Annotated in this window: 19 protein-coding genes; 10 read left to right on the plus strand and 9 right to left on the minus strand. The window is 39.6% G+C overall.

Going from position 1 to position 20,253, the window contains the following annotated elements; translation table 11 throughout:
• Together BST86_RS11195 and BST86_RS11200 are read left to right on the plus strand one after the other, a co-directional pair.
• Complete coding sequence (locus BST86_RS11195) at positions 1-732, plus strand: hypothetical protein (protein WP_105983322.1); 732 nt, start codon at positions 1-3, stop codon at positions 730-732.
• Positions 733-958: 226 nt separating this feature from the next.
• Complete coding sequence (locus BST86_RS11200; protein WP_105983323.1) at positions 959-1,462, plus strand: hypothetical protein; 504 nt, start codon at positions 959-961, stop codon at positions 1,460-1,462.
• Between the two features lies 1 nt (position 1,463).
• On the opposite strand, the gene BST86_RS11205 is transcribed toward BST86_RS11200, so the two are convergent.
• Entirely contained in the window at positions 1,464-2,222 is a 759-nt protein-coding gene (locus BST86_RS11205; RefSeq protein WP_105983324.1) for a helix-turn-helix domain-containing protein, read from the minus strand.
• Positions 2,223-2,543: 321 nt separating this feature from the next.
• On the opposite strand from BST86_RS11205, the gene BST86_RS11210 reads away from it, so the two are divergent.
• The 6 genes from BST86_RS11210 to BST86_RS11235 all read left to right on the plus strand — a co-directional run bounded on the left by BST86_RS11210 (position 2,544) and on the right by BST86_RS11235 (position 12,927).
• On the plus strand, positions 2,544-2,939 hold the full coding sequence (locus BST86_RS11210) for a YbjN domain-containing protein (RefSeq protein ID WP_055413636.1): 396 nt from the start codon (positions 2,544-2,546) through the stop codon (positions 2,937-2,939).
• A gap of 11 nt (positions 2,940-2,950) precedes the next feature.
• Positions 2,951-3,664: a PspA/IM30 family protein gene (locus tag BST86_RS11215; protein WP_105983325.1), complete on the plus strand. Its 714-nt coding sequence runs from the start codon at positions 2,951-2,953 to the stop codon at positions 3,662-3,664.
• 153 nt (positions 3,665-3,817) lie between these two features.
• Positions 3,818-4,525, plus strand: coding sequence for an OB-fold-containig protein (locus BST86_RS11220; protein WP_105983326.1), 708 nt, complete (start codon positions 3,818-3,820; stop codon positions 4,523-4,525).
• Positions 4,526-4,628: 103 nt separating this feature from the next.
• On the plus strand, positions 4,629-6,701 hold the full coding sequence (locus BST86_RS11225; protein WP_055411312.1) for an SPFH domain-containing protein: 2,073 nt from the start codon (positions 4,629-4,631) through the stop codon (positions 6,699-6,701).
• Positions 6,702-6,856: 155 nt separating this feature from the next.
• A complete protein-coding gene (locus BST86_RS11230; RefSeq protein WP_105983327.1) occupies positions 6,857-8,008 on the plus strand; it encodes a putative phage abortive infection protein in 1,152 nt (383 codons plus the stop codon).
• A 23-nt stretch (positions 8,009-8,031) separates the two neighbouring features.
• Positions 8,032-12,927, plus strand: coding sequence for a DNA repair ATPase (locus BST86_RS11235; protein ID WP_105983328.1), 4,896 nt, complete (start codon positions 8,032-8,034; stop codon positions 12,925-12,927).
• 87 nt (positions 12,928-13,014) lie between these two features.
• Here BST86_RS11235 and BST86_RS11240 read toward each other — a convergent pair whose 3' ends face one another.
• The 3 genes from BST86_RS11240 to BST86_RS11250 form a co-directional block, all read right to left on the minus strand.
• Entirely contained in the window at positions 13,015-13,599 is a 585-nt protein-coding gene (locus tag BST86_RS11240) for an FMN-dependent NADH-azoreductase (RefSeq protein WP_105984019.1), read from the minus strand.
• Positions 13,600-13,736: 137 nt separating this feature from the next.
• Positions 13,737-14,339 carry a thioredoxin family protein gene (locus BST86_RS11245; RefSeq protein WP_105983329.1) on the minus strand — a complete coding sequence of 201 codons (603 nt, stop codon included), beginning with the start codon at positions 14,337-14,339 and terminating at the stop codon, positions 13,737-13,739.
• A 74-nt stretch (positions 14,340-14,413) separates the two neighbouring features.
• Positions 14,414-15,883, minus strand: coding sequence for a hypothetical protein (locus BST86_RS11250; RefSeq protein ID WP_146126759.1), 1,470 nt, complete (start codon positions 15,881-15,883; stop codon positions 14,414-14,416).
• Positions 15,884-16,015: 132 nt separating this feature from the next.
• Here BST86_RS11250 and yiaA point away from each other — a divergent pair, with 132 nt between their 5' ends.
• Positions 16,016-16,480, plus strand: coding sequence for an inner membrane protein YiaA (gene yiaA / locus BST86_RS11255; RefSeq protein ID WP_105983331.1), 465 nt, complete (start codon positions 16,016-16,018; stop codon positions 16,478-16,480).
• Between the two features lie 11 nt (positions 16,481-16,491).
• Positions 16,492-16,785, plus strand: coding sequence for a hypothetical protein (locus tag BST86_RS11260; RefSeq protein WP_146126760.1), 294 nt, complete (start codon positions 16,492-16,494; stop codon positions 16,783-16,785).
• An 85-nt stretch (positions 16,786-16,870) separates the two neighbouring features.
• Here the strand turns inward: BST86_RS11260 and arfB are convergent, their stop codons facing one another.
• Genes arfB through BST86_RS11285 form a run of 5 tightly spaced genes read right to left on the minus strand, consistent with a single transcriptional unit; the run spans position 16,871 to position 20,243 of the window.
• A complete protein-coding gene (gene arfB, locus BST86_RS11265; RefSeq protein ID WP_055411319.1) occupies positions 16,871-17,269 on the minus strand; it encodes an alternative ribosome rescue aminoacyl-tRNA hydrolase ArfB in 399 nt (132 codons plus the stop codon).
• A complete protein-coding gene (locus BST86_RS11270; RefSeq protein WP_105983333.1) occupies positions 17,270-18,823 on the minus strand; it encodes a DUF4301 family protein in 1,554 nt (517 codons plus the stop codon). It lies immediately after the preceding gene.
• A complete protein-coding gene (locus BST86_RS11275; RefSeq protein WP_105983334.1) occupies positions 18,820-19,374 on the minus strand; it encodes an AAA family ATPase in 555 nt (184 codons plus the stop codon). The genes BST86_RS11270 and BST86_RS11275 overlap by 4 nt, the downstream gene beginning before the upstream one ends.
• Complete coding sequence (gene pnuC, locus BST86_RS11280; RefSeq protein ID WP_105983335.1) at positions 19,335-19,982, minus strand: nicotinamide riboside transporter PnuC; 648 nt, start codon at positions 19,980-19,982, stop codon at positions 19,335-19,337. The genes BST86_RS11275 and pnuC overlap by 40 nt, the downstream gene beginning before the upstream one ends.
• Positions 19,983-20,243 carry a thiamine-binding protein gene (locus BST86_RS11285; protein WP_105983336.1) on the minus strand — a complete coding sequence of 87 codons (261 nt, stop codon included), beginning with the start codon at positions 20,241-20,243 and terminating at the stop codon, positions 19,983-19,985.
• Positions 20,244-20,253: the final 10 nt, after the last annotated feature.

The raw sequence follows: 20,253 nt of genomic DNA on the forward strand, positions 1-20,253 counted from the left end.
ATGAAAAAAGCTTTATTACTTCTTATAATTTTTTCAAACCTTTCCATGGGTCAAATGGAGTTTTTAACAAACATGCCAGATGAGCTGACTAATATACCGCCAGGAACCATTAGGATTAATGATAGCTTATTTATAGATAAATCTCCAGTCACACATAGCATGTATTTGGAAATGATTGAGACCATCAAAAAAGGTTGGAATTACGATCTGATTCTTAAGCGTGACTCCTTAAGTATGGAAGAGATCATTGACATACCGATGGATACTTTGAAAAGTGAAGTTTTTCTAAATCTAGTTTATCCTGAAGATTGGTTCTATCAAGATTTACAAAAACAAGATTATTCAAAATATTATTATCGCGACGTTGAATATTCGAGAAACCCTGTTACGATGGCTACACAACAGCAAGCAAGATTATTTTGTAGCTGGAGAACGAACATGCTTTATTTATTGCAAAAAAACGACAGTAGGTATAGTGAGTTACCCTATAGTAAATTTAATTACTTTTTATCCACGAGTGAAGTATTAAAAGTAGCGAAAGAGCAATTTACAGAATCAAAAAAACTCAAAATTATCGATAAGGGACCTTTGGATGTTGAAGGTTTGAAACTTAGAAAATATTATGATCGAGGTAAGTTCATACTTTTTAGTGATCGCAAATTTCTTGAACTAACGCAATCATCATCAGAGAGCGAAACAGGTATTTTTAGGTGCATGTGTGCCGTGAAGTGATTATTAAATGTAAATAGATTCATTTTATCTTAAAATATGCCTTCATTAAAATACATTTTAAATAAGGCATATTTTATTCTGATTAGGTCTGAACGCACTACACAAAACCAAAATTGGTGACTACAACGTACAGGATGCGATGGGTCTTGAAGAGTTTGAGAAATTACTTTCTTCTTAGAATAGCATTACAAAATATTCTATCTTAACCTTCTATAATTCAGTAGCTATGAGATTAAAATTGATCTATGTACTTGCCTTTTGCGTCGGGATAACTGCATGCAAGACTCAAGAAAAAAACGACACGACAGCACAAACACCAGAGCTGGAAGAAATGAGTCGGTTTGCCGAGGCTAAAATAGGTGTTGGCGACGCTTCGACTTTTCAGCTGGCAGTAACAGAATCATCTCTTTTAAATGCCGCAACTAAATTTATTATGGAGAGTAACGACGGCAATTTAGTTTCCTATACCTACAAGATAGAAACCATTGATGGGAATAGGTTTTTGAGATTGTACAGAGAAGATGGAAAGATTACTACCATAGCGATTGATTATAATTCTGAAAAAGGAGCCTATTATACAGGCAACACTATTTGCACCTCAAGTTCCAGTTCAAAGGGTTGCATACCAGACGGTAAAGCCTGCTCCAAAATTGAGAATACAGATGCAACTGGCCAGTGCACTAAAACTTCCATTGCATTTTATGACGATGATCTATCTAAAGAAGGATAAATCAACTCGTCAACTTTCGTAATTCCTCCATCTGTTGTTGAAGGGCATTCATTTTGCTCGATATATCATTAGCAATTTCAGGCAGTCGACGGTAAAAGACATAACGTGCGCGCCATACTTGCTTGACTTGTGATAATTCCAGCGTCATGTCTTCAATCTTATTGTGGTCAGCCCTTAAGGTCAACTTCTTGCCGGTAAGGTACATTCTACGCAAAATAAATTGATCTGCTGTCACGACCAGGACCATGGTGCCAGCATTAAGTTTAGAAACAACGTTAGCGGGAACAAACTCGGCAATCACAATATCTTTAGGGAACAAGCCCTCATCACGGCTTGTCATTTCCAGACTATCTACGGTGTAAGCAATGAATTTCTTATCTAGATTAATAGGTAATTGAAGCTGCGGCATGTCCTGCATAAATTGCTCATTCAGGCTGTATTCTAGGTAATCGCCAGCATTATTAGGCGTGATGCAGGGCACACTGGCAAACTTCTCACGCTCCAGCTCTTCGGGAGAAACGGTAAGTTGATCATTAAATCGTAATAATTGGTTCACCGTTAACTCGGCAGTTAACATGTCGTCTATTGAAATGCTAAAATAATTAGCAATCGTGATAATGGTCTCGATCTTTGGTTCACTACGACCTTCTTCATAAGCCCCTAAAGTACCGCGCTTTAAGTCAAACATATCGGCAAATGCCTGTTGAGACAAACCCTTAACACCACGTATCTTTTTAATGTTTTTACCAAAAAACGACATTATTTTGCTAATTTTATTTGCAATTAAAACTTTTTGTATATATTTACACTAACAATATTAGCAATATATATTGGATGTTGCTAATTATTTGAACATTAATGTACCTATATGACTGTTATTGATCAACAAAGTAGAACGATGCAATAGGCCAGTGCAGAGTTCGCTTTCGCGAAAGCGAAATAGTAAAAGTTAAAAAATCTATCCAACTTAAAACTACATCTATGACCACACTTATTCTACTTTACCTTCAAGAATGCCTTACGGTTTTCCTGTGATCTCGCAAGAGCTTTTCGTAATATTAAACCAGTAATAAAAATGCCTATGGACAACTATTTTAATACAATTAAGGATTTCTTACAGGAACTTAATTTTGAGATTACCAGAGAAAACCGGACTGACGGCATTCTTGTCATTGAAAAAGAAAGTGTAGGCGTCAAGAACCTTATTCTAGGTATCGCGCCACCCATTCTAATTATGGAGCAATACATTTTCAAGATCAATAATAAAAACGAAGAGGTGTTTAAAAGCCTGCTTCAAAAAAATAGAGACATCATTCACGGCGCTTTTGTCCTGGACGAGAGTGGAACTAAAGTCATCTTTAGGGACACGCTACAAATAGAAAACATCGACCTGAATGAGCTTGAAGGCACTCTTAACTCGTTAAGCTTGCTCTTAAGCGAGTACTCTGACCAGATTATTAAATTTTCAAAATACTAAAAACGAACATCATGAACATATTCAAACGACTTTTCAAAATAGGACAGGCAGAAGCAAACGCAGCGGTCAACAACATGGAAGACCCCATCAAAATGACCGAACAAGGAATTCTTGACATGAAAGAAGACCTCAACAAAAGTGTCGAGGCAATGGCACAGGTCAAGGCACTCGCCATACGCTCTAAAAATGACAAGGAAGAGCATGCTGCTATCGCAAAGGATTATGAACAAAAAGCGATTATCATTCTCAAAAAAGCCCAAAGTGGCGAGATAGATAGTGCAGAGGCAGATCGCCTTGCAAAAGAAGCACTTGCCAAAAAAGAGGCAGCACAGCTTAATGTGGAACGCGCCCAGAAGGAAAGTGAGAAGTTTGAAAACAACGTGGGTCAATTAAAATCGACTATTGACACGATCAAGTCAAACATCACCAACTGGGAAAATGAATTAAAAACATTGAAGGCACGTGTCAAAGTGAGCGATGCTACAAAAAATGTCAACAAGCAAATGGCAGAACTGGACAGCACTGGCACGGTAAGCATGCTGGAACGCATGAAGGAAAAGGTAGCACAAGACGAGGCTCTTGCCGAAGCCTACAGCGAGATGGCTGGCTCTAAAACAAGTGTAGATGATGAGATCGATGCTGCGGCAGATACAAAGCAGACCAAAGTAGAAGATGATCTTGCCAAGTTGAAAGAGCAACTAGGTATTAAAAAAGATGAGGCGTAGGTTTCTATTGCCAGCGCAAGTTGTCAGTCTAAGCATTTCTAAGACGTGTCGTTAAGCAACAAGTTTTTGTCCAGTCCCAACTCGACAGGCTTGTGCTGAGTTTATCGAAGTGCTCAGAGTGACAAGAAAACTCTAACCATTAACAACCAACCATTGGAAAACTATTTCAACATACTATTTTCTGAAGTGAACATCACACTTACGGTGCTGCTGCTCATCCTCATTGTCTATTGGATTTTTACCATGATTAGCGGTATTGATCTTGACCTGGATGTAGACGTTGACATCGATGTAGATGCAGATCTGGACATGGATTTTGACAGCATTGAAGGTGGTAACCTTGATTTTGAAGATGTTGCTAATGCCGAGGTAGATCGCGAGCACGTCGTCAATAAGCGCACGCGCCAGCTCAAATGGTGGCAAATCATCTTAATCTACTTCAATTTTGTGGGTTTGCCGTTCATGTTCACCTTTACCTTTTGGATCTTCATATGGTGGCTCATGAGCGTTTTAACCACGGCCGTTACGGGAAGCTATGACAACATTTTTGGCTTCATCATCGTGCTGGCAGCGATCATTCCAGCGCTATTTGTGACTAAAGTGTTGACCACGCCTTTTAAGGCCTTTTTCAAAAACTTGAATAAAGATGGAGACAAAGCAGTGGACTTTTTGGGTCGCAGCGCTATCTTGATGTCCTCCATTTCTGGCGATAAATTGGGCAATGCAGAAGTGCTTGCCGATGGAAACCCTATGAGTATTTATGTCAAGTCGCTGGATGGATCAGAATTACGCTTTCGCGAAAGCGTGCTCATCATCAAGCAATCAGACGATAAAAACTATTTTTTAGTGAGTAAAGCGTAATCCATCAACATATCAGTCTGAGCTTGTCGAAGACATTTCACAATTAAAAAATTAATTAATAATAACCACCGCAGAAATCCTTCTGCACAACCAAAAAACAACTATGGACGGAATTTTAGGAATTATTGTAACAGGACTGGGAATTCTCCTTTTCCTAGTCATCGTTTACTTCGCAATCATTGCGATGTTTTACAAAAAAGTACATCAAGGACAGGCGCTGGTGCGTACAGGTTTTGGAGGTACAAAAGTCGCTACAGACAAAGGGTTGTATGTAGTGCCGGTTTTCCACCGTGTGGAGACCATGGATATTTCGGTTAAGAAAATCCAGATTGAGCGAATGGGCGTGGAAGGTTTGATATGTAAGGACAACATGAGAGCCGATATTAAAGTAGCTTTTTTTGTACGCGTCAATAACGAGGTAGAGTACATCAAGAAAGTGGCGCAAACCATAGGTGTGCAACGTGCCTCTCGCATTGAAACGCTAGAAGATCTTTTTGAAGCCAAGTTCTCTGAAGCGCTTAAAACAGTTGGAAAGAAGTTCCAGTTTATCGATTTGTATGAAGCACGTCGCGAGTTCCGTGACGAGATTGTTGATATCATTGGAACTGACCTGAACGGCTACACGTTAGAAGACTGTGCCATTGACTTTTTAGAGCAAACCAGTGTAGAATTCTTGAAAAAAGACAACATTCTGGATGCAGAAGGTATCAAGAAGATTACTGAATTAACGGCAGCTCAAAACATCAAGGCCAACTTGATCACACGCGATGAAGAAAAAACCATTCGCAAACAAGATGTAGAAGCGCGTGAAGCCATCCTTGAACTGGACAAACAACTGGCAGAAAAAGAAGAGCAACAAAAACGTGAGATTGCAAACATAAAATCTCGTGAGGAAGCAGAAACCCTAAAAGTCTCTGAAGAAGAACGACTCAAATCAGAAACTGCTCGTATAGCAACTGAGGAAAAGGTAAAAATTGCCGAAGAGAACATGCAGCGGCAGATTATCGTGGCAGAAAAGAACAAGCAACGTACCGATGCGGTTGAAACTGAGCGTGTAGAAAAAGACCGATTACTAGAAGCGACAGAACGTGAAAGAGTCGTTACTCTAGCTCAAATCGAGAAAGAAAAAGTAGTTGAGGTTGAGAAGAAGAACATTCAGGATGTCATTAGAGATCGAGTGGTTCTGGAAAAAGGAGTGGTAGAAGAGCAGGAAAATATGAAAGACATCGAGGCTTTCAAATCTGCAGATCGTGCAAAACAAGTGGCCATCACTAATGCAGAGGCCAAAGCGCAGGACGAGTTAATAAGAATTACCATTGCTGCAGAGGCTTCTAAACAAGCGGCTATTCAAAAAGCAGAAGAGATCAACATTGAAGCCTTGGCTCACAAAGAAGCTAGTGAAAAAGAGGCAGATGCCCGTAAGATTCTTGCTGAGGCGCAAGCTAAAGAAGAAGCTACCGTAGGTCTTTCTGAAGCACAAGTAATGCATGCAAAAGCAGAGGCTAGCGAGCGTCAAGGAATTGTAGATGCACTCATAATCCAGAAAAAAGCAGAAGCCGAAGCCAGCGGAATTACCGCCAAAGCTGCTGCAAAACGTCAAGATGGACTGGCAGAGGCAGAAGTAATCAAAGAAAAAGCCCTTGCAGATGCCGCTGGTATTGAAGAGAAAGCAAATGCCATGAAGAAACTGGACGGTGTAGGTAAGGACCATGAAGAGTTCAAACTACGTCTGGATAAAGAACTTCAAGTAGACCTGGCACAAATCAATATCCAGAAAGATATTGCAGACGCACAAGCGCAAGTGATAGGAGATGCATTAAAAGCAGCTAAGATTGACATTGTAGGTGGTGAGACCATGTTCTTTGAACAAATCATAGGTCAAATCACTAAGGCTAAAGGCTACGACAGACTGGTCAAACATTCTGAAACCGTATCTGAGGTCAAAGATGCCATTCTAGGAAGCGACGATGTGAAAGGAAACCTACTCGATAAAGTAAAGGACTTTGCAGACCGTTATGACATCAGTTCTGAAGATATCAAGAACCTGACGATTGCTAATTTGTTGATCGATCTACAAGCCAGAGTTGACAATAATGAAGACCAGAACATGTTGACCAACCTCATGAACCTTGCTAAGGGAATGGGATTATCCAACAAAAAGTTGGGGAATATCTAGGTACATTTTAGGACGCTCCACTATTCTTTCTTGGGAAAGAATAGTGTCGGGCTATCCGCTTTATCTTTTGAATATCTCACAGGTTTTAACAACCTGTGAGATCTCAAAAGGATGTCGCTGCTATCCCTAGCAGGGATTACAAAATATTAAATTCAATGGCAGAAGAAGTAAATAATTATTCAGGCAAACTAAGCACATTTTCAATCATATTGATTGTAATCGCTTTTCTATTTATCGTTTTTTCATTTTTTGCTCCTTATATATTTACTGAATTCTCATGGTTGATATTAAGCGATAATAGTCCACTCGGCGATACACTTGGTGGTATAATGAATCCATTTATCGCAATTGGTGCAGCTATTCTAACTTTTCTTGCATTTTATATGCAATTCAAGGCAAACAAGCAGCAAAGAGAGCAGTTTACTCAGCAATTAAAAGAAGATAAAAGACAATTTTCAGAAGAATTAGAGGAGCAAAGAAAACAGTTTGAGCGAACTCAATTTGAAAATCAATTTTATGAAATGATTCGTTTACATAAGGAAAATGTAAATGAAATGAAGATTATCCAGTACTCTCATCCAATTCCTGATAAATCAAATGATCATAGAGTAATCACTGGACGAGAAGTATTTGATATTTATTTGAAGGAATTCAATATTATTTACCAAATAGCATCCTTCTATAAAGAAACATCAATTGGTTTTAATCAATTCAAATCTGCATATTCAATCTTTTATGACGGCGCAAGTTTAGTACCACATATACTTAAAGACCAAACTAATATTAATTCAATAATCAACTTGAAAGAGCCAAATTTGAATGGTGATTTATATGATGTTTCAAAGGTCTATCAAGAATCAAAGTATTATCGTTTGAGTTCTTGGGTTAATAAGTTGAGATTAGTTAAAGGATTATCAATTGAAGACTTGAGGATTGATGTATTTAAAGGTCATTCATCACAGTTGTCACACTATTACAGACATCTCTATCAAACTGTAAAGTTTGTCTGTAATCAAAGAAGAGAACTTTTGAAATATGAGGATAAGAGAAATTACTTAAGAATATTGAGAGCTCAACTTTCAAATGAAGAACAAGTGCTTTTATTCTACAATTGGCACGCTGACTATGGAAATAATTGGGAAAATTCAAATCATAAGTTCTTTACTGATTATAGAATGATCCATAATATCAGAGAAAGTTTGCTTGTATCAGATATTGATATAGTTCAAATATTTAATGATGTACATCCTAATATCAGAAAAGAAGATGGAAGAGAAAATGATCCTTTGTTTGAATTTCAGGATTAACTAATAAAATACCTACCATTTCAATGGCAGAAAAAGATACATCTAACACTACCCAACTGGACTCAGGAACCTATGAGATCATCCAGAGTCGTTTGCTCAAGCAAAAAAATGACTTGCAGCAGCGTCTGGCAGCACTCAATGACGAGCGTAAAAAAGTCTTCGGTTCGCTAGAGACACGGCTTATTGCAAATGATCGCGTCAATACAGAGAATAACTGTATCGCTCGTGATATTGTGACCATAGGCAATTACAGCCTCTTTGGGTACAACGTACATTTTGGCCTGCGTACAGAGATCAAGTTGAGCGACGTTTTTAATGTCTATGAGTTTGATCGTGATGGTGAGGCTGGTGATGCATTACGCTTTCGCGACCTGCCTGCCGGCAGGCAGGAAGCTGGTCAAGGTCTAGAAATCATTTCGGATCCTATCTTTCAAACCGATTTTGAAAACCTTTACAAATACTACCGCAATACCATATTCTCCAAGTTTGCCATTGTTGGGAATTACTTGCACATGGTGTTTCAGCTTAGTGATTCCGTGACTGATATCAAGACCTTTAAATGGTTGATTAAGGAAAACGAACTACAATACATAGACAATCGCAGCGAGCACGAGTATAGATTTCCGCCGCAATATGGATTTCAATGGAAGGAAGCCGGACGTGACAATCAGCGATCTGGAAGGCATGGTCACGTGTCTATTTTGGACAAGGTTTTTGTAGAAACCATAGGTGGTGACCTCACGATTAAGGTCGAGGATAATACAGATGATGGTCAAGGGATTTACCGCGAGGACGTAGAACATCGCGACCAGACACTGGACGATGGTCAGTACCGCTATGCAGATTTAGGCAACTTGATAATTCTTGAGATCAAACCCTTCCAGGAAGAACCACGCTATTTTGTCTACAATCACAAGATCAAAGAAGTTCAAAAAATAGACAGCATTGCGCAGGCAGCTGTACTGCTTCCAGACGAGCAAGGAATTATATTTCCTAGCGGTTATTACCTACAAACTGGAGAATACAACGTATTTCCCAGCGACGCTGGCAAACTAAAGTTTGAGCAAAAGATAGCGTCACCTAATGGCGAGGATCATTTATATGTATTCTACAATGCCGCTCAAGGGTTGTATGCATTGATGTCGTATAACGTGATTGACCAGACGGTCAAGACACCTATAATCTGCAGTGGTTTTACGATTTTGGAACGTGGTGAGCTGTGTTACTTTAGAGCTGGAGAAGAGCAGACTAAGCATCACATCATGCAAATATGGCAAACACCCTATTTGAAAGGTGATATCATGCCGTCTGAGCATCAAGATACTATGCTCTATAAAATTGGTAACAAAGACATTGTAAAAGCCATGGCCGAAGCCAATGAGCTTTTGACGCTATTAAACAAGGAAGATAGTTATGCCGGTTTGTACGATGATATCGCTCGTACCTCTAAGGATATTCTCGATGCCTATTACTGGTTGTCTGAAGATGAAACCCAGCAAATCAACATACCGCTTCTTGAAATCAACAAAGCGTCTAACGCAGCGATTGATGAGTTTGAGAAAGTCAAGCAAATGCGCAAACAAGCCGCTGCCGACACTAAAGATATTTCAAAAAAAGCCGAAGCACTTTTCAGCAAAGTAAAAAGTACGTCGTTCAAATCCATTAATGATTTTGTAGAGCTTTTGACCCAACTGCGCAGTTTGCGCGGTGAGGCGATAGGTCTATATGAAATACGATATGTAGATACCGATTTCATCAAGGGAATTGAGGAGCAGATCGTTGAGCAGAATGAGGTGATATCACGTCGTGCGGTAACTTTCTTGCTGGATGATAAAGCACTAGCTCCATACCACGATGCGGTTGCCCAAAAGCAAAAAGCACTAGACGACACTAAAAAAGTCATCGGGATTAAAAACCTTGAAAAAGAGGTCAATCAGATCGCTGAAGATCTTGAGCTACTCATAGAAATAGTTTCTAACCTAGATATTGAGGACACCTCGCATTCAACCAAAATAATTGAGAACATCTCTTTGATTTTTGCGACCATCAATCAGGTAAAGGCTGCTATTAAGAATAAGATTAAAACCGTAGGTAAAAAAGAAGCACAAGCCGATTTTGCAGCACAGTTAAAGTTGATCGATCAGAGTATCATCAATTATCTAGATATTGCCAACACACCAGAAAAATGTGATGAATTCCTGACCAAAATTTCTATTCAGCTAGAAGAGCTGGAAGGAAAGTTTGCAGATTATGACGAGTATATCACAGAGATTATTGCTAAACGTGAAGAAGTCTATGCCGCTTTTGATAACCGTAAGAGCAGCCTGGTAGAAGCACGTAATAAGAAAGCTATTTCTTATCAAAATGCTGCAGAACGCATCATCAAAGGTGTCCAAAAACGAGCGCAATCACTAGATAGCATCACAGAAATCAATGGTTATTTTGCCAGCGATTTAATGATCAATAAGGTGCGAGACATTGTCGCGCAATTAAAGGAGCTGGACGACGCTGGTAAAGCGGAAGCTATTGAAACCGCCCTAAAAGTAGCTCGTGAAGATGCCTTGAGAAAACTTAAGGATAAGAACGAGCTTTATGAAGATGGTGATAATATCATCAAGCTGGGTAAGCACAAATTTGGCGTCAATAAACAACAGCTGGATTTAACCATCGTCTTCAAGGATAATGCGCTATTCTACCATCTTACTGGTACAGATTTTTATCAAGAATTACACAATGAAATCCTGACACAGTCTAAAGGAATCTGGAATCAAGAACTGGTTTCAGAAAACGCACAGGTATATCGATCTGCCTACCTAGCCTACTCAATTTTCAAAAATGGAGATAAAGAAGTCCTCAGGATGATGAGTCCGGCAGACTTACTAGTTCACGTTCAAGAAATAGCTGGTGGGAACTATTCTGGTGGTTATGTAAAAGGTGTTCATGATCATGATGCCGCACAGATCTTAAGTGTGCTTTTACATAAGGACCATGATTTAGGATTACTCACCTATGCGCCACAAGTACGTGCACAAGCGCAATTTTTCTGGAATAGTCTTGATGATCAACGACGCCTCCATCTTAACCGCACGCTAAAAAGTGCTGGTGAGGTTTTATCTGTTTTTCCAGATAGTAAAGAGTATAATTTTATTATCGACGAGCTGACAGAAGAGATTTTCAATGTTTCGAAATTGATTGATAATCTATCAGTAGCTAGATATTTATTTGACGAGCTCAAGGATAATGATCACTTTACGGTGAGCCACAGCGCCATTCAATTAAAGGAAGCTTTTGAAAAGAAAATCAAAGCTCAAAATGCCGATTTGAAATTCAAGAAAAGTCTGGAGACCTGCGATAATGAAAAAGATAAAATAGAATTAGTGAGACACTGGGTTTCCGCTTTCGCGAAAGCGAACTCAAAACAAGCTTTATTGCCTTACATAGACGAGTGTGTGGCAAATATTCTTTACGGTGAGTTGACGGCAGATAAAACCGTAGCCGTATCACCGGAAGAAACCATCCAAAACTTAAAAGGAGCGCATGCAACGATAGAAGAAGGAACTTTCCAATTCAATTATCATGATTTTGTAGCAACACTAGAGCATTTTACAACGATAAAAGTACCTGCATACGAGACTTTTAGAGCCGCAAAACATCAAGTAACTGAGGAGCTGAAAGAATCCTTGCGATTAGAAGAATTCAAGCCACGCGTGTTGAGCTCGTTTGTACGTAATAAATTAATCGACCAGGTATATTTCCCATTAATAGGAGACAATCTTGCCAAACAATTAGGTACGGTAGGCGATACCAAACGTACCGACCGCATGGGGTTGTTGCTATTGATATCACCACCAGGTTACGGTAAAACGACCTTGATGGAGTACATGGCAAACCGACTGGGATTGATTTTTATGAAAATTAATGGGCCAGCAATAGGTCACGATATCACATCAGTTGATCCAGAAGCAGCGTCAAATGCAGCCACAAGAGAAGAACTCAAGAAACTGAATCTTGCCTTTGAAATGGGTGACAACGTGATGTTGTATCTGGATGATATTCAGCACTGTAATCCAGAGTTTTTACAAAAATTCATCAGCCTGTCTGATGGTACGCGTAAGATTGAAGGCGTTTTCAATGGCAAGCCCAAAACTTATGACCTGCGCAGTAAGAAATTTTGCATAATCATGGCTGGTAATCCATATACTGAAAGTGGAGATAAATTCCAGATTCCAGATATGCTCGCCAACCGTGCCGATATCTACAACCTAGGAGATATCATAGGCGATACAGCGCATTTATTTGAGCTGAGTCTGATAGAAAATGCGTTGACCAGCAATCCTGTGCTGCAACAATTGAGTAATAAACATTTTGATGATGTGTACGCTCTGATTGATCGGGTTCAAAATGGAGCTTCCGACAATGAACTAAAAGGCAACCATAGCAATCAAGAAATTGCAGATTATGTAGCTGTAATTGAAAAAGTGTTAAAGATTAGAGACACGGTTCTCAAAGTCAATGAAACTTATATCGCCAGCGCAGGAATGGAGGATACGTATCGTACAGAACCTAGTTTTAAACTACAAGGATCTTATCGAGACATGAATAAACTGGTCGCAAAGGTTGTCCCAATCATGGATGATAAGGAATTACAAACCTTACTACTATCACACTATGAAAGTGAATCACAAACCTTAACCAGCGCCGCTGAAGCAAATCTTTTGAAATATAAAGAACTAGTCAACACCATCACTCCTGAGGAACAGCAACGATGGGAAAATATCAAGAAGATTTTTGCAAAAAACAACAAACTCAACGGCCTAGGCGGACAGAATCAAATGTCACAGGTCTTGAGTCAGATGATGGATTTTACTGAAAATCTAGAAGGTATCAAAGAAGTCCTGCGTAAAGGATTGTCGAAATAGCAAACACAAAAGCATTTCTAGATTAATTGAAACAAAAAAACCCAATCCAGCACTGGATTGGGTTTTTTCATGATTTGCCTATTTCTATTACAAAGCATCAATGGCTTTAGTGGCCTTTTCTATGCTTGCTTCTCTTGATTGACTGGTTAAGTCTGCAGCAATGAATGTAACGTCAGTAATTCCTAAGAAGCCAAATAAAGTTTTTAAATAAGGTGACACAAAATCTACCTCGCTACCTACTGGTGTGCCGCCAGTTGAGATGATGGCGTATACTTTTTTGTTTTTCAGTAATCCTACAGGACCTTCTGGAGTATAATTAAATGAAATTCCCGCTCTGGAAATCAAATCGATATAGGTTTTTAAAGCTGCGGTTACCGTAAAATTATACATAGGTACACCAATAATGTAGGCGTCTGCTGCTGCAAATTCGATCGCCAGCTCGTTGCTACCTTCTATTTCGGTTCTTTGTACATCTGTAAGATTTTCAGAAGGTGTGAAAAAAGCAGAATAGCGCTCTTTATCACCTAAACTAACGAGCTCATCATAATAAAGATCACGAGTTCCTGTGATGAGATGTCCTTGAGATTCCAACTTCTTTTGAAGCACGTCATTCAGCTCTCTGCTTATGCTGGCTTCCTTCATTGGGCTGCTATCAATTCTTAGAATGTTCATATTTGTAGGTATTTTAATTGTATGTACAAATAAATAACAGATTTTGATAATATCCATAAACAAACTGTTAAACATCATCATGTGATGGAAATTGAAAAGAAGCAGATATAAACGATAGGTTCATCTAGGTACTGCCATTAAAGAGCTTCAAGCAATTGCATTAGATCATTCTCGGTGTTCTTTCCCTTATCCTCATTGTACCAGTTTTGTAACTCTTGCTTGAATTCTGCCGACAGTTCTCCTTTTAGTGCTTTCTCTTGCGCCACAAGGATTGTTGCTTTGCTAGGTCTTGGACCCCATTGGGATAGAACTTTTGTATGGCTCGCATCCAGTACCAACAGCTTTGCTATGGATCTACTGCCATTCGTTAAAAAGTGATCCATCAATTCCAAGTTTTCGTCTCGCAAAACAATTTTTAGATCTATTCCAGCTGCCATACCTACTTTATTGATCATGGGCATGGTTTGAGCAGCATCGCCGCACCAGCTTTCGGTAATAATCAAAAAGCTAATTTTTTTATCAAACCGATTCAAAAAGTCCTGGATTTCTGGCTCTAGCTTCATGGTTTTGTCCAGTCGCTTCATGCGCTGGTGATTGAGCTTTGTATATTCTGTTAGTGCTGGTGTCACCTCAGCGCCGCTGTTGGTGCCATTGACCACGTGCGCCTCCACAAAAGCTCTGTATTGTTGATAGGATAAGGTGTTCTGTAATGACTTCTCTATAATTTGTTCTAATTCCATTTTACAAAAGTAAGCTCATGAAATCTCGCAGAAAGGTTTTAGCGGTCATTTAAACTGATACATTCTTCCTATTGTTAACTATTAGAGCCTTGGGCAACTAAATCTATGGTGGCTTGAAATATGGTTTTTCGCTCCATTTTTGATTTGAGATAGGCATAAAAGCTCATTGCAAAAATATCTTCACGGTCAACTGGTTTCCAGATGAAGGCTTGTTCTACTTTATTCTTGAAAGTTTTTTGTGTCGCCAGATAGGGCTCGTCAAAATAATTACGAAGCAGTTTCATAAAGGTAATTACTCGTTCCTCCTTTATACCAAGCAGTGAATTCTTATAACGCTTTTTAAAGCTGCGCATTTTAGACTCTACGAGATCTGGTTGACTCAGTTCCATATAGATCAAGATCTCCAATATATTTTTGTACAGAACAAACAACAGGCCTTCTTTTCTCTCATAAAATCGATCGGTATGCTTGAGCTCGTTGAGTTTCCTGCGTGCGGCGTTAAATTCTGTTTGTTGAAATAAAAGCATTGCGTGAACTACCACAATTCTTGTAGTGGGCTTCTTTAAATGGGTAATCAATTGCATTGCTTCTATAGGCCTGTTGGTATAGTTAAAGTTCAAAGCCTTCAACAATAAAACACGTTCTCTAAATTGTGACTCAAAAGCACCTCGTTGCTTTAACAACTGCACTTCCAGTTCTGTTAGAGTTTTTTGAGATGCTATAAAGTCCCTATTTCTAAAATAGGTTCCTGACATAAGGTAGAGAATCTCACAATGATAGTACAGATGTTTATCTGCAAGATGCTTCTTGACTTTAACCAGTTCAAAGACGTGGTTCATGAAGAGTGATACACCAGCATAATCTGATTTAAGAGTTGCTGCATCTGTCACGATGTTCATGATCTGAAACAGCGTTTTAAACGACAAGCTTGCATCTATTTGTAGATCATATTCTTCTAGTTTTTCTTTTATCAGATCAAAGATGTTTGCTGGATTCTGGGTAAGTTCTCTCTTTAGAATCGCATACAGCTTCACCCATTTGATTTCAGTTTCATAAAGCGACTGGTTACGGTTGTAAGCTGCAATTAATTGGTCTAGATCGCATTTAGGATCTAGATGCGCGTATTGTACATAGGTATGATAGCACTCTTGAAGGATGGCATAGGATTCCAATTTAGAAGACGATCTAATCGCTTTATGGAGCGTTTTAAAACCCATGGAGAACTGCTCCTTTTCCAAAAATATTCTGGCGGCTAGCAACAATTTGAGCAATTGTAATTCTTCCAATGATTCGTTGCTAAAACCACGACTGGCCGTAAAGTCTATCAGGTTTTCCTTCAACCTGTTTTTTAGGGCATTCAGCGCGTTTTTATTCCCTTTACCATAGATTTTTAGGTCCAGATCACGGCGTACGCCAGACCTTATGAGGTCAAACAACATGATGTTTTTTACATCAGATCGCTGGTTTTTCGCTTTCGCGAAAGCGATAAAATCTTCAGCTTCATCACTTTGCATCGATCTAATCAATTCTATTAAATCGTTCATTACAAATTCCTTTTTTATTGGCTTTTAGTGTTTTAGGTATTGGATAACTACATTCCAATCGTACATAATCCACTAAAATAGGTCATTCCAAACGTTTATGAGGTCGCAACTTTGACCCATCAAAACAAAAACATGGAAAATCAAATTAATTATTCTACAGAGAAAAAAGAAAATCTCAAAAAGCCAACCGTATTTAACGGCAAGCCTACGGCAGCATTTATCGCAGCCTCGTGGACGGCGCTACTTGTAGGAATGATATCCTACTGCGTGGGATTGTGGAATGCAGAAATGATGCTTAACGAGAAAGGTTACTACTTTGTGATACTGCTATTTGGATTATTCTCGGTTATTTCAGTGCAAAAAGCAGTGAGAGACAAACAAGAAGGCATTGCAGTTACAGATATTTATTATGGTATTAGCTGGTTTGTGACGATCGCTTCCATCGTTTTACTAATCATAGGATTGTGGAATGCCGATTTGTGGCTGAGCGAAAAAGGCTTCTATGCCATGTCATTCCTTCTAAGCCTCTTTGCAGCGATTGCCGTTCAAAAAAACACCAGGGATATAAAGTTTCTTGATGAAAACGGTGCCGACTAATGGTAAAGGAAATGAAAGAGAGTTATGAGAAAGGCACGGCCGTTTTCTATGCGTCAATAGGTAATGCGTTATTTTTTATTTGGGTTTATCTAACCTATGTCTTTGAAATAGATTGGGTTATTGCAGGCGTGTTTCATGAGCTTCTAATGATCCCTATGATCATTGCTGCTCCAGTACTATTAATAACATCCATCTGGATGCTTTTACAAAAACCCTTTCAATGGACGGTGGTGGTCAGCTTAGTTCTAACTGCCTTTGTAACGGTGGCGATTACGTATCTTTTTTATAGAGATTTCTCATCCTAAAACCGGCTTGTGCCTAATGACAAGCCTGTTTTGATGTGTGAAAGCGACCTTTTCTTTGAAAGGGTCGTTTTCTAGTTTTTAAGATCTAGCCGCGATATTTCCTATTTGCCTTTTTCTCGCTGTGCTTCTTTTTATCGTTCAAGCGCTTGCGCTTTACAGAAGCTGGCACGACTCGTTTCCTGCGCACTTTTTTGGGCTTGCGAGCCTTGTTCAAGACGTCTATAAGCTTCTGGAAGACTCTTTCTTTATTGGTGGCTTGACTGCGAGTGTCTTGGGAGCTTAGCTGCAAGCGTCCATCTTTGGTAAGTCGGTTTTTTAAGGCCTCCAGGATTCTCTCGTGTTCCGCTTTCGCGAAAGCGATACTTTGCTCCACATCAAAATCCAATTGCACTCGAGTGGCTACCTTATTGACATGCTGCCCGCCAGCGCCACTGGAAGTTGTTGCGGTGTAATTTACCTCACGATGCAGCTGGTCGATGTCCATCTATGCCTGGTGTGCGGGCTTGAGTAAGTCGTTGACGGTCTTGACAGGGTTGAAAGTAATAAGCGGCACCTCTACAAAAATGGTATTCCAGTGCGCCATGGCACCATTCCATAATCCTGGAAGTTCTTGGGCTTTTAGTTCATGACCCATTCTGGATTTATGGGTGATAAATCCGGTTTCAAGGTCTCTAAATTGCGACAGGTCAAACTTATTGCCTTGAAAATCACGCACGCCACACACCAGATCTACCGGATTAAAGTGCGTGCAATTGGCCGCGATTTTACGCTGACGGTAATCATCGCTATCCACTTGTGCACTCTCGACGATTTGCAGGCTGCTCTGACCAAATTCATTGGTTACCCAAAACGGGCCACCACCAGGCTCACCTTCATTTTTTACCATACCGCAAACCCTCAACGGCCTGTTTAACGCCTCAATCAACGCTTCACGTTTGTACTGTTTGGTGTACTTATGGTAATCTCGCGGCAAGCGGCGCAACAATTGATCGCTTATAAATTGTTCCATCTCATCAAAAGCACCATGGTCAACGGAATTTTTTTGAAGTTCATTCAAGTAGGCAAAGGCTTTTTCTTGAAGCTTTAGCAATACTCCAGCAAGCATTTTCTTGTATACGCTCACATCTTCATCCATCGTGGAAACGGTCACATTATCGATGTTCTTGATAAAGATAATGTCTGCATCCTGATCGTTAAGATTCTCAAGTAAAGCACCATGACCAGCAGGTCTAAAGAACAGCTTTCCATCTTTGTCAACGATAGGTTGATCCTGCATATCGACGGCTATGGTGTCCGTACTTGGCTTTTGATAGGAGAATGATATTTCATAATTCTTACCGGTTTTTGCTTCTACAGCCTCTTCAATTCTGTTAAATTCTTTGACAAAATGGTTTTGATAAGCCGGTGCGATAGTAAAATGTAAACAAGCTACATTTCTAGTAGCCGCATATCCAGAAGCCTCATGTAAATGCTCTTCAAAAGCAGTCACTTTGTGATCGCCATAACTGTGAAACGGAACTAAACCTTTAGGCATCGCACTAAAATTAAAGCCATCCTTGAACAACATTTTACGTACAAAACGCTCCTTTTTATCTCGGTCAGTGAGGCTTTGCCAGTTATCTACATCCTTTTTTAATGAGTTGATGACCGCATCATAGAATGGGAACTTTTCAATCCCAACAAAAAAGGTAAATAGGTCTCTAGCATTTTTGCGGTTGATAAAGGAGTTGATGGATTCTACACTGGCATCGTATTCTTGAAGGAATTCATGCAAAAACTTAAACATTCTGGTAGCGGCACCACTAGCTGGAACAAATTTGAGAATATCAAGCTGCTCTCTTTTGGATTCATAAAAATCCACGTATTCCTTAATTTCTGATTCTGGAATACGTACGATCCCATCGCCTACCGTGGCAGCCTTCTTAAGTTTCACCGTTGGAAATCCATTGACAAATCTGCTTATTTGTTTTTGCAGGGTTTCTTGAGAGATTCGTTTTTCCTTAAGTTGTTCCTTTTGTATGGCGGTGAGTTCTATCATAATAATTGATCTATAGCAGTGATGGCGTGCTTCAATCTGCGGTCGCCCAACCCAGAAATTTTAGAATAAGGTTGACCAAAATCATTGAGGGCTTGCTCAAATCTATCAAACATTTCCTTACGGTCATCGGGTTTATCTCTTAAATCGTCCTTAACCCATGGTGTGTCAATGTCCAGCAGCAAGTAATGATCATAACTGGATTTGTGCAATGCTTCCAGCAATTCTTGAGGTGCTTTGTCAAAATAAGCTATGGAATAGACATAGGTCTCCAGTATGTCTGTATCGCAAAAGAGTATTTTTTTCGCTTTCGCGGAAGCGATATTCTCTGCAGCTCGTTGTCCTACAGCAATGGGCAGGATGTCCTCAAATGTGCAGATATGACCGTCCTTATCAAAAAGCTCCTGAAGATAATCCCGAGCAAACTCTGCCACCTGTGGCTCACGATAGTACGCTGCAAGCTGATGAGCTAACGTCGTTTTGCCAGTACTTTCAGGACCGTAGAGCACGACTCTTAAACCGTCAAAATGGGTTTGTCTAGGTATTTTATCCATCTTTTATATCCTATGTAAGCAATGATTGAAAGGAAAATATACAGTACCGCCGTAAGGCTAAAGGAACCATACAAATCATGCATCTTGTAAAAATACAGCGGCACTGAAATGATGTTCCCTACCATCAATACCAGCCAGTGTTCTAATTTGCGTCGTGCCATAAGCCACATCCCTGCAAAGAATATTCCTGTAGTTAACATATCGATGTAGGAAACCCAACTCTCGAGCCTTTCTGTAAAAAAATAAAGGAAAAATATGGCAATACCTGTGGCAATTGCTATAGCTGTTGCGGTTATCCATTCTTGCCTTAGCGTTCTCGTGATGGGTGTTTCCTGATTGTTTTTTCCCTTTGACAACCAGTAATACCATCCATATACACTCATAATAAAGTAATAGCCGTTGATGACCATATCACCCAATAAGTTCCACTGGTAGAGCAAATAGACAAAAAGCAGCGTACTAATAATTCCAAAAGGAAATACTAATACACTATTGCGCATGGAAAACAGAACGCTTATCACACTCATAATAATCGCAATGACTTCAATGATTACTTGTGTTGTAGAATACTCGCTGTACTGGCCAAAAATGAAATCCCAAACCTCCATCTAGAAATGTGGCTTGTAGTCTGCACGGTTTGATTTGACCATTTTCATATAGATCAATACCGACTTTTGCTTTGAAATGCTTTTCTCAATAGCCTGAGTCAAAAACGGCATAAGCTTGCCATATTCCCCATAAATCTGGGTGGATAAGGGGTTTTCAAGCACCTCAAATTCTGAGGCGCGCAGGGCCTTGATAAAGTCAATAATATGGGATTCAAAATCGTCCTGTAAGGGCGACATGGTCAATTCAATGGAAACTTCCATAGGGTTTTGT

This window comes from Nonlabens agnitus (assembly GCF_002994045.1).
Taxonomy (GTDB): domain Bacteria; phylum Bacteroidota; class Bacteroidia; order Flavobacteriales; family Flavobacteriaceae; genus Nonlabens; species Nonlabens agnitus.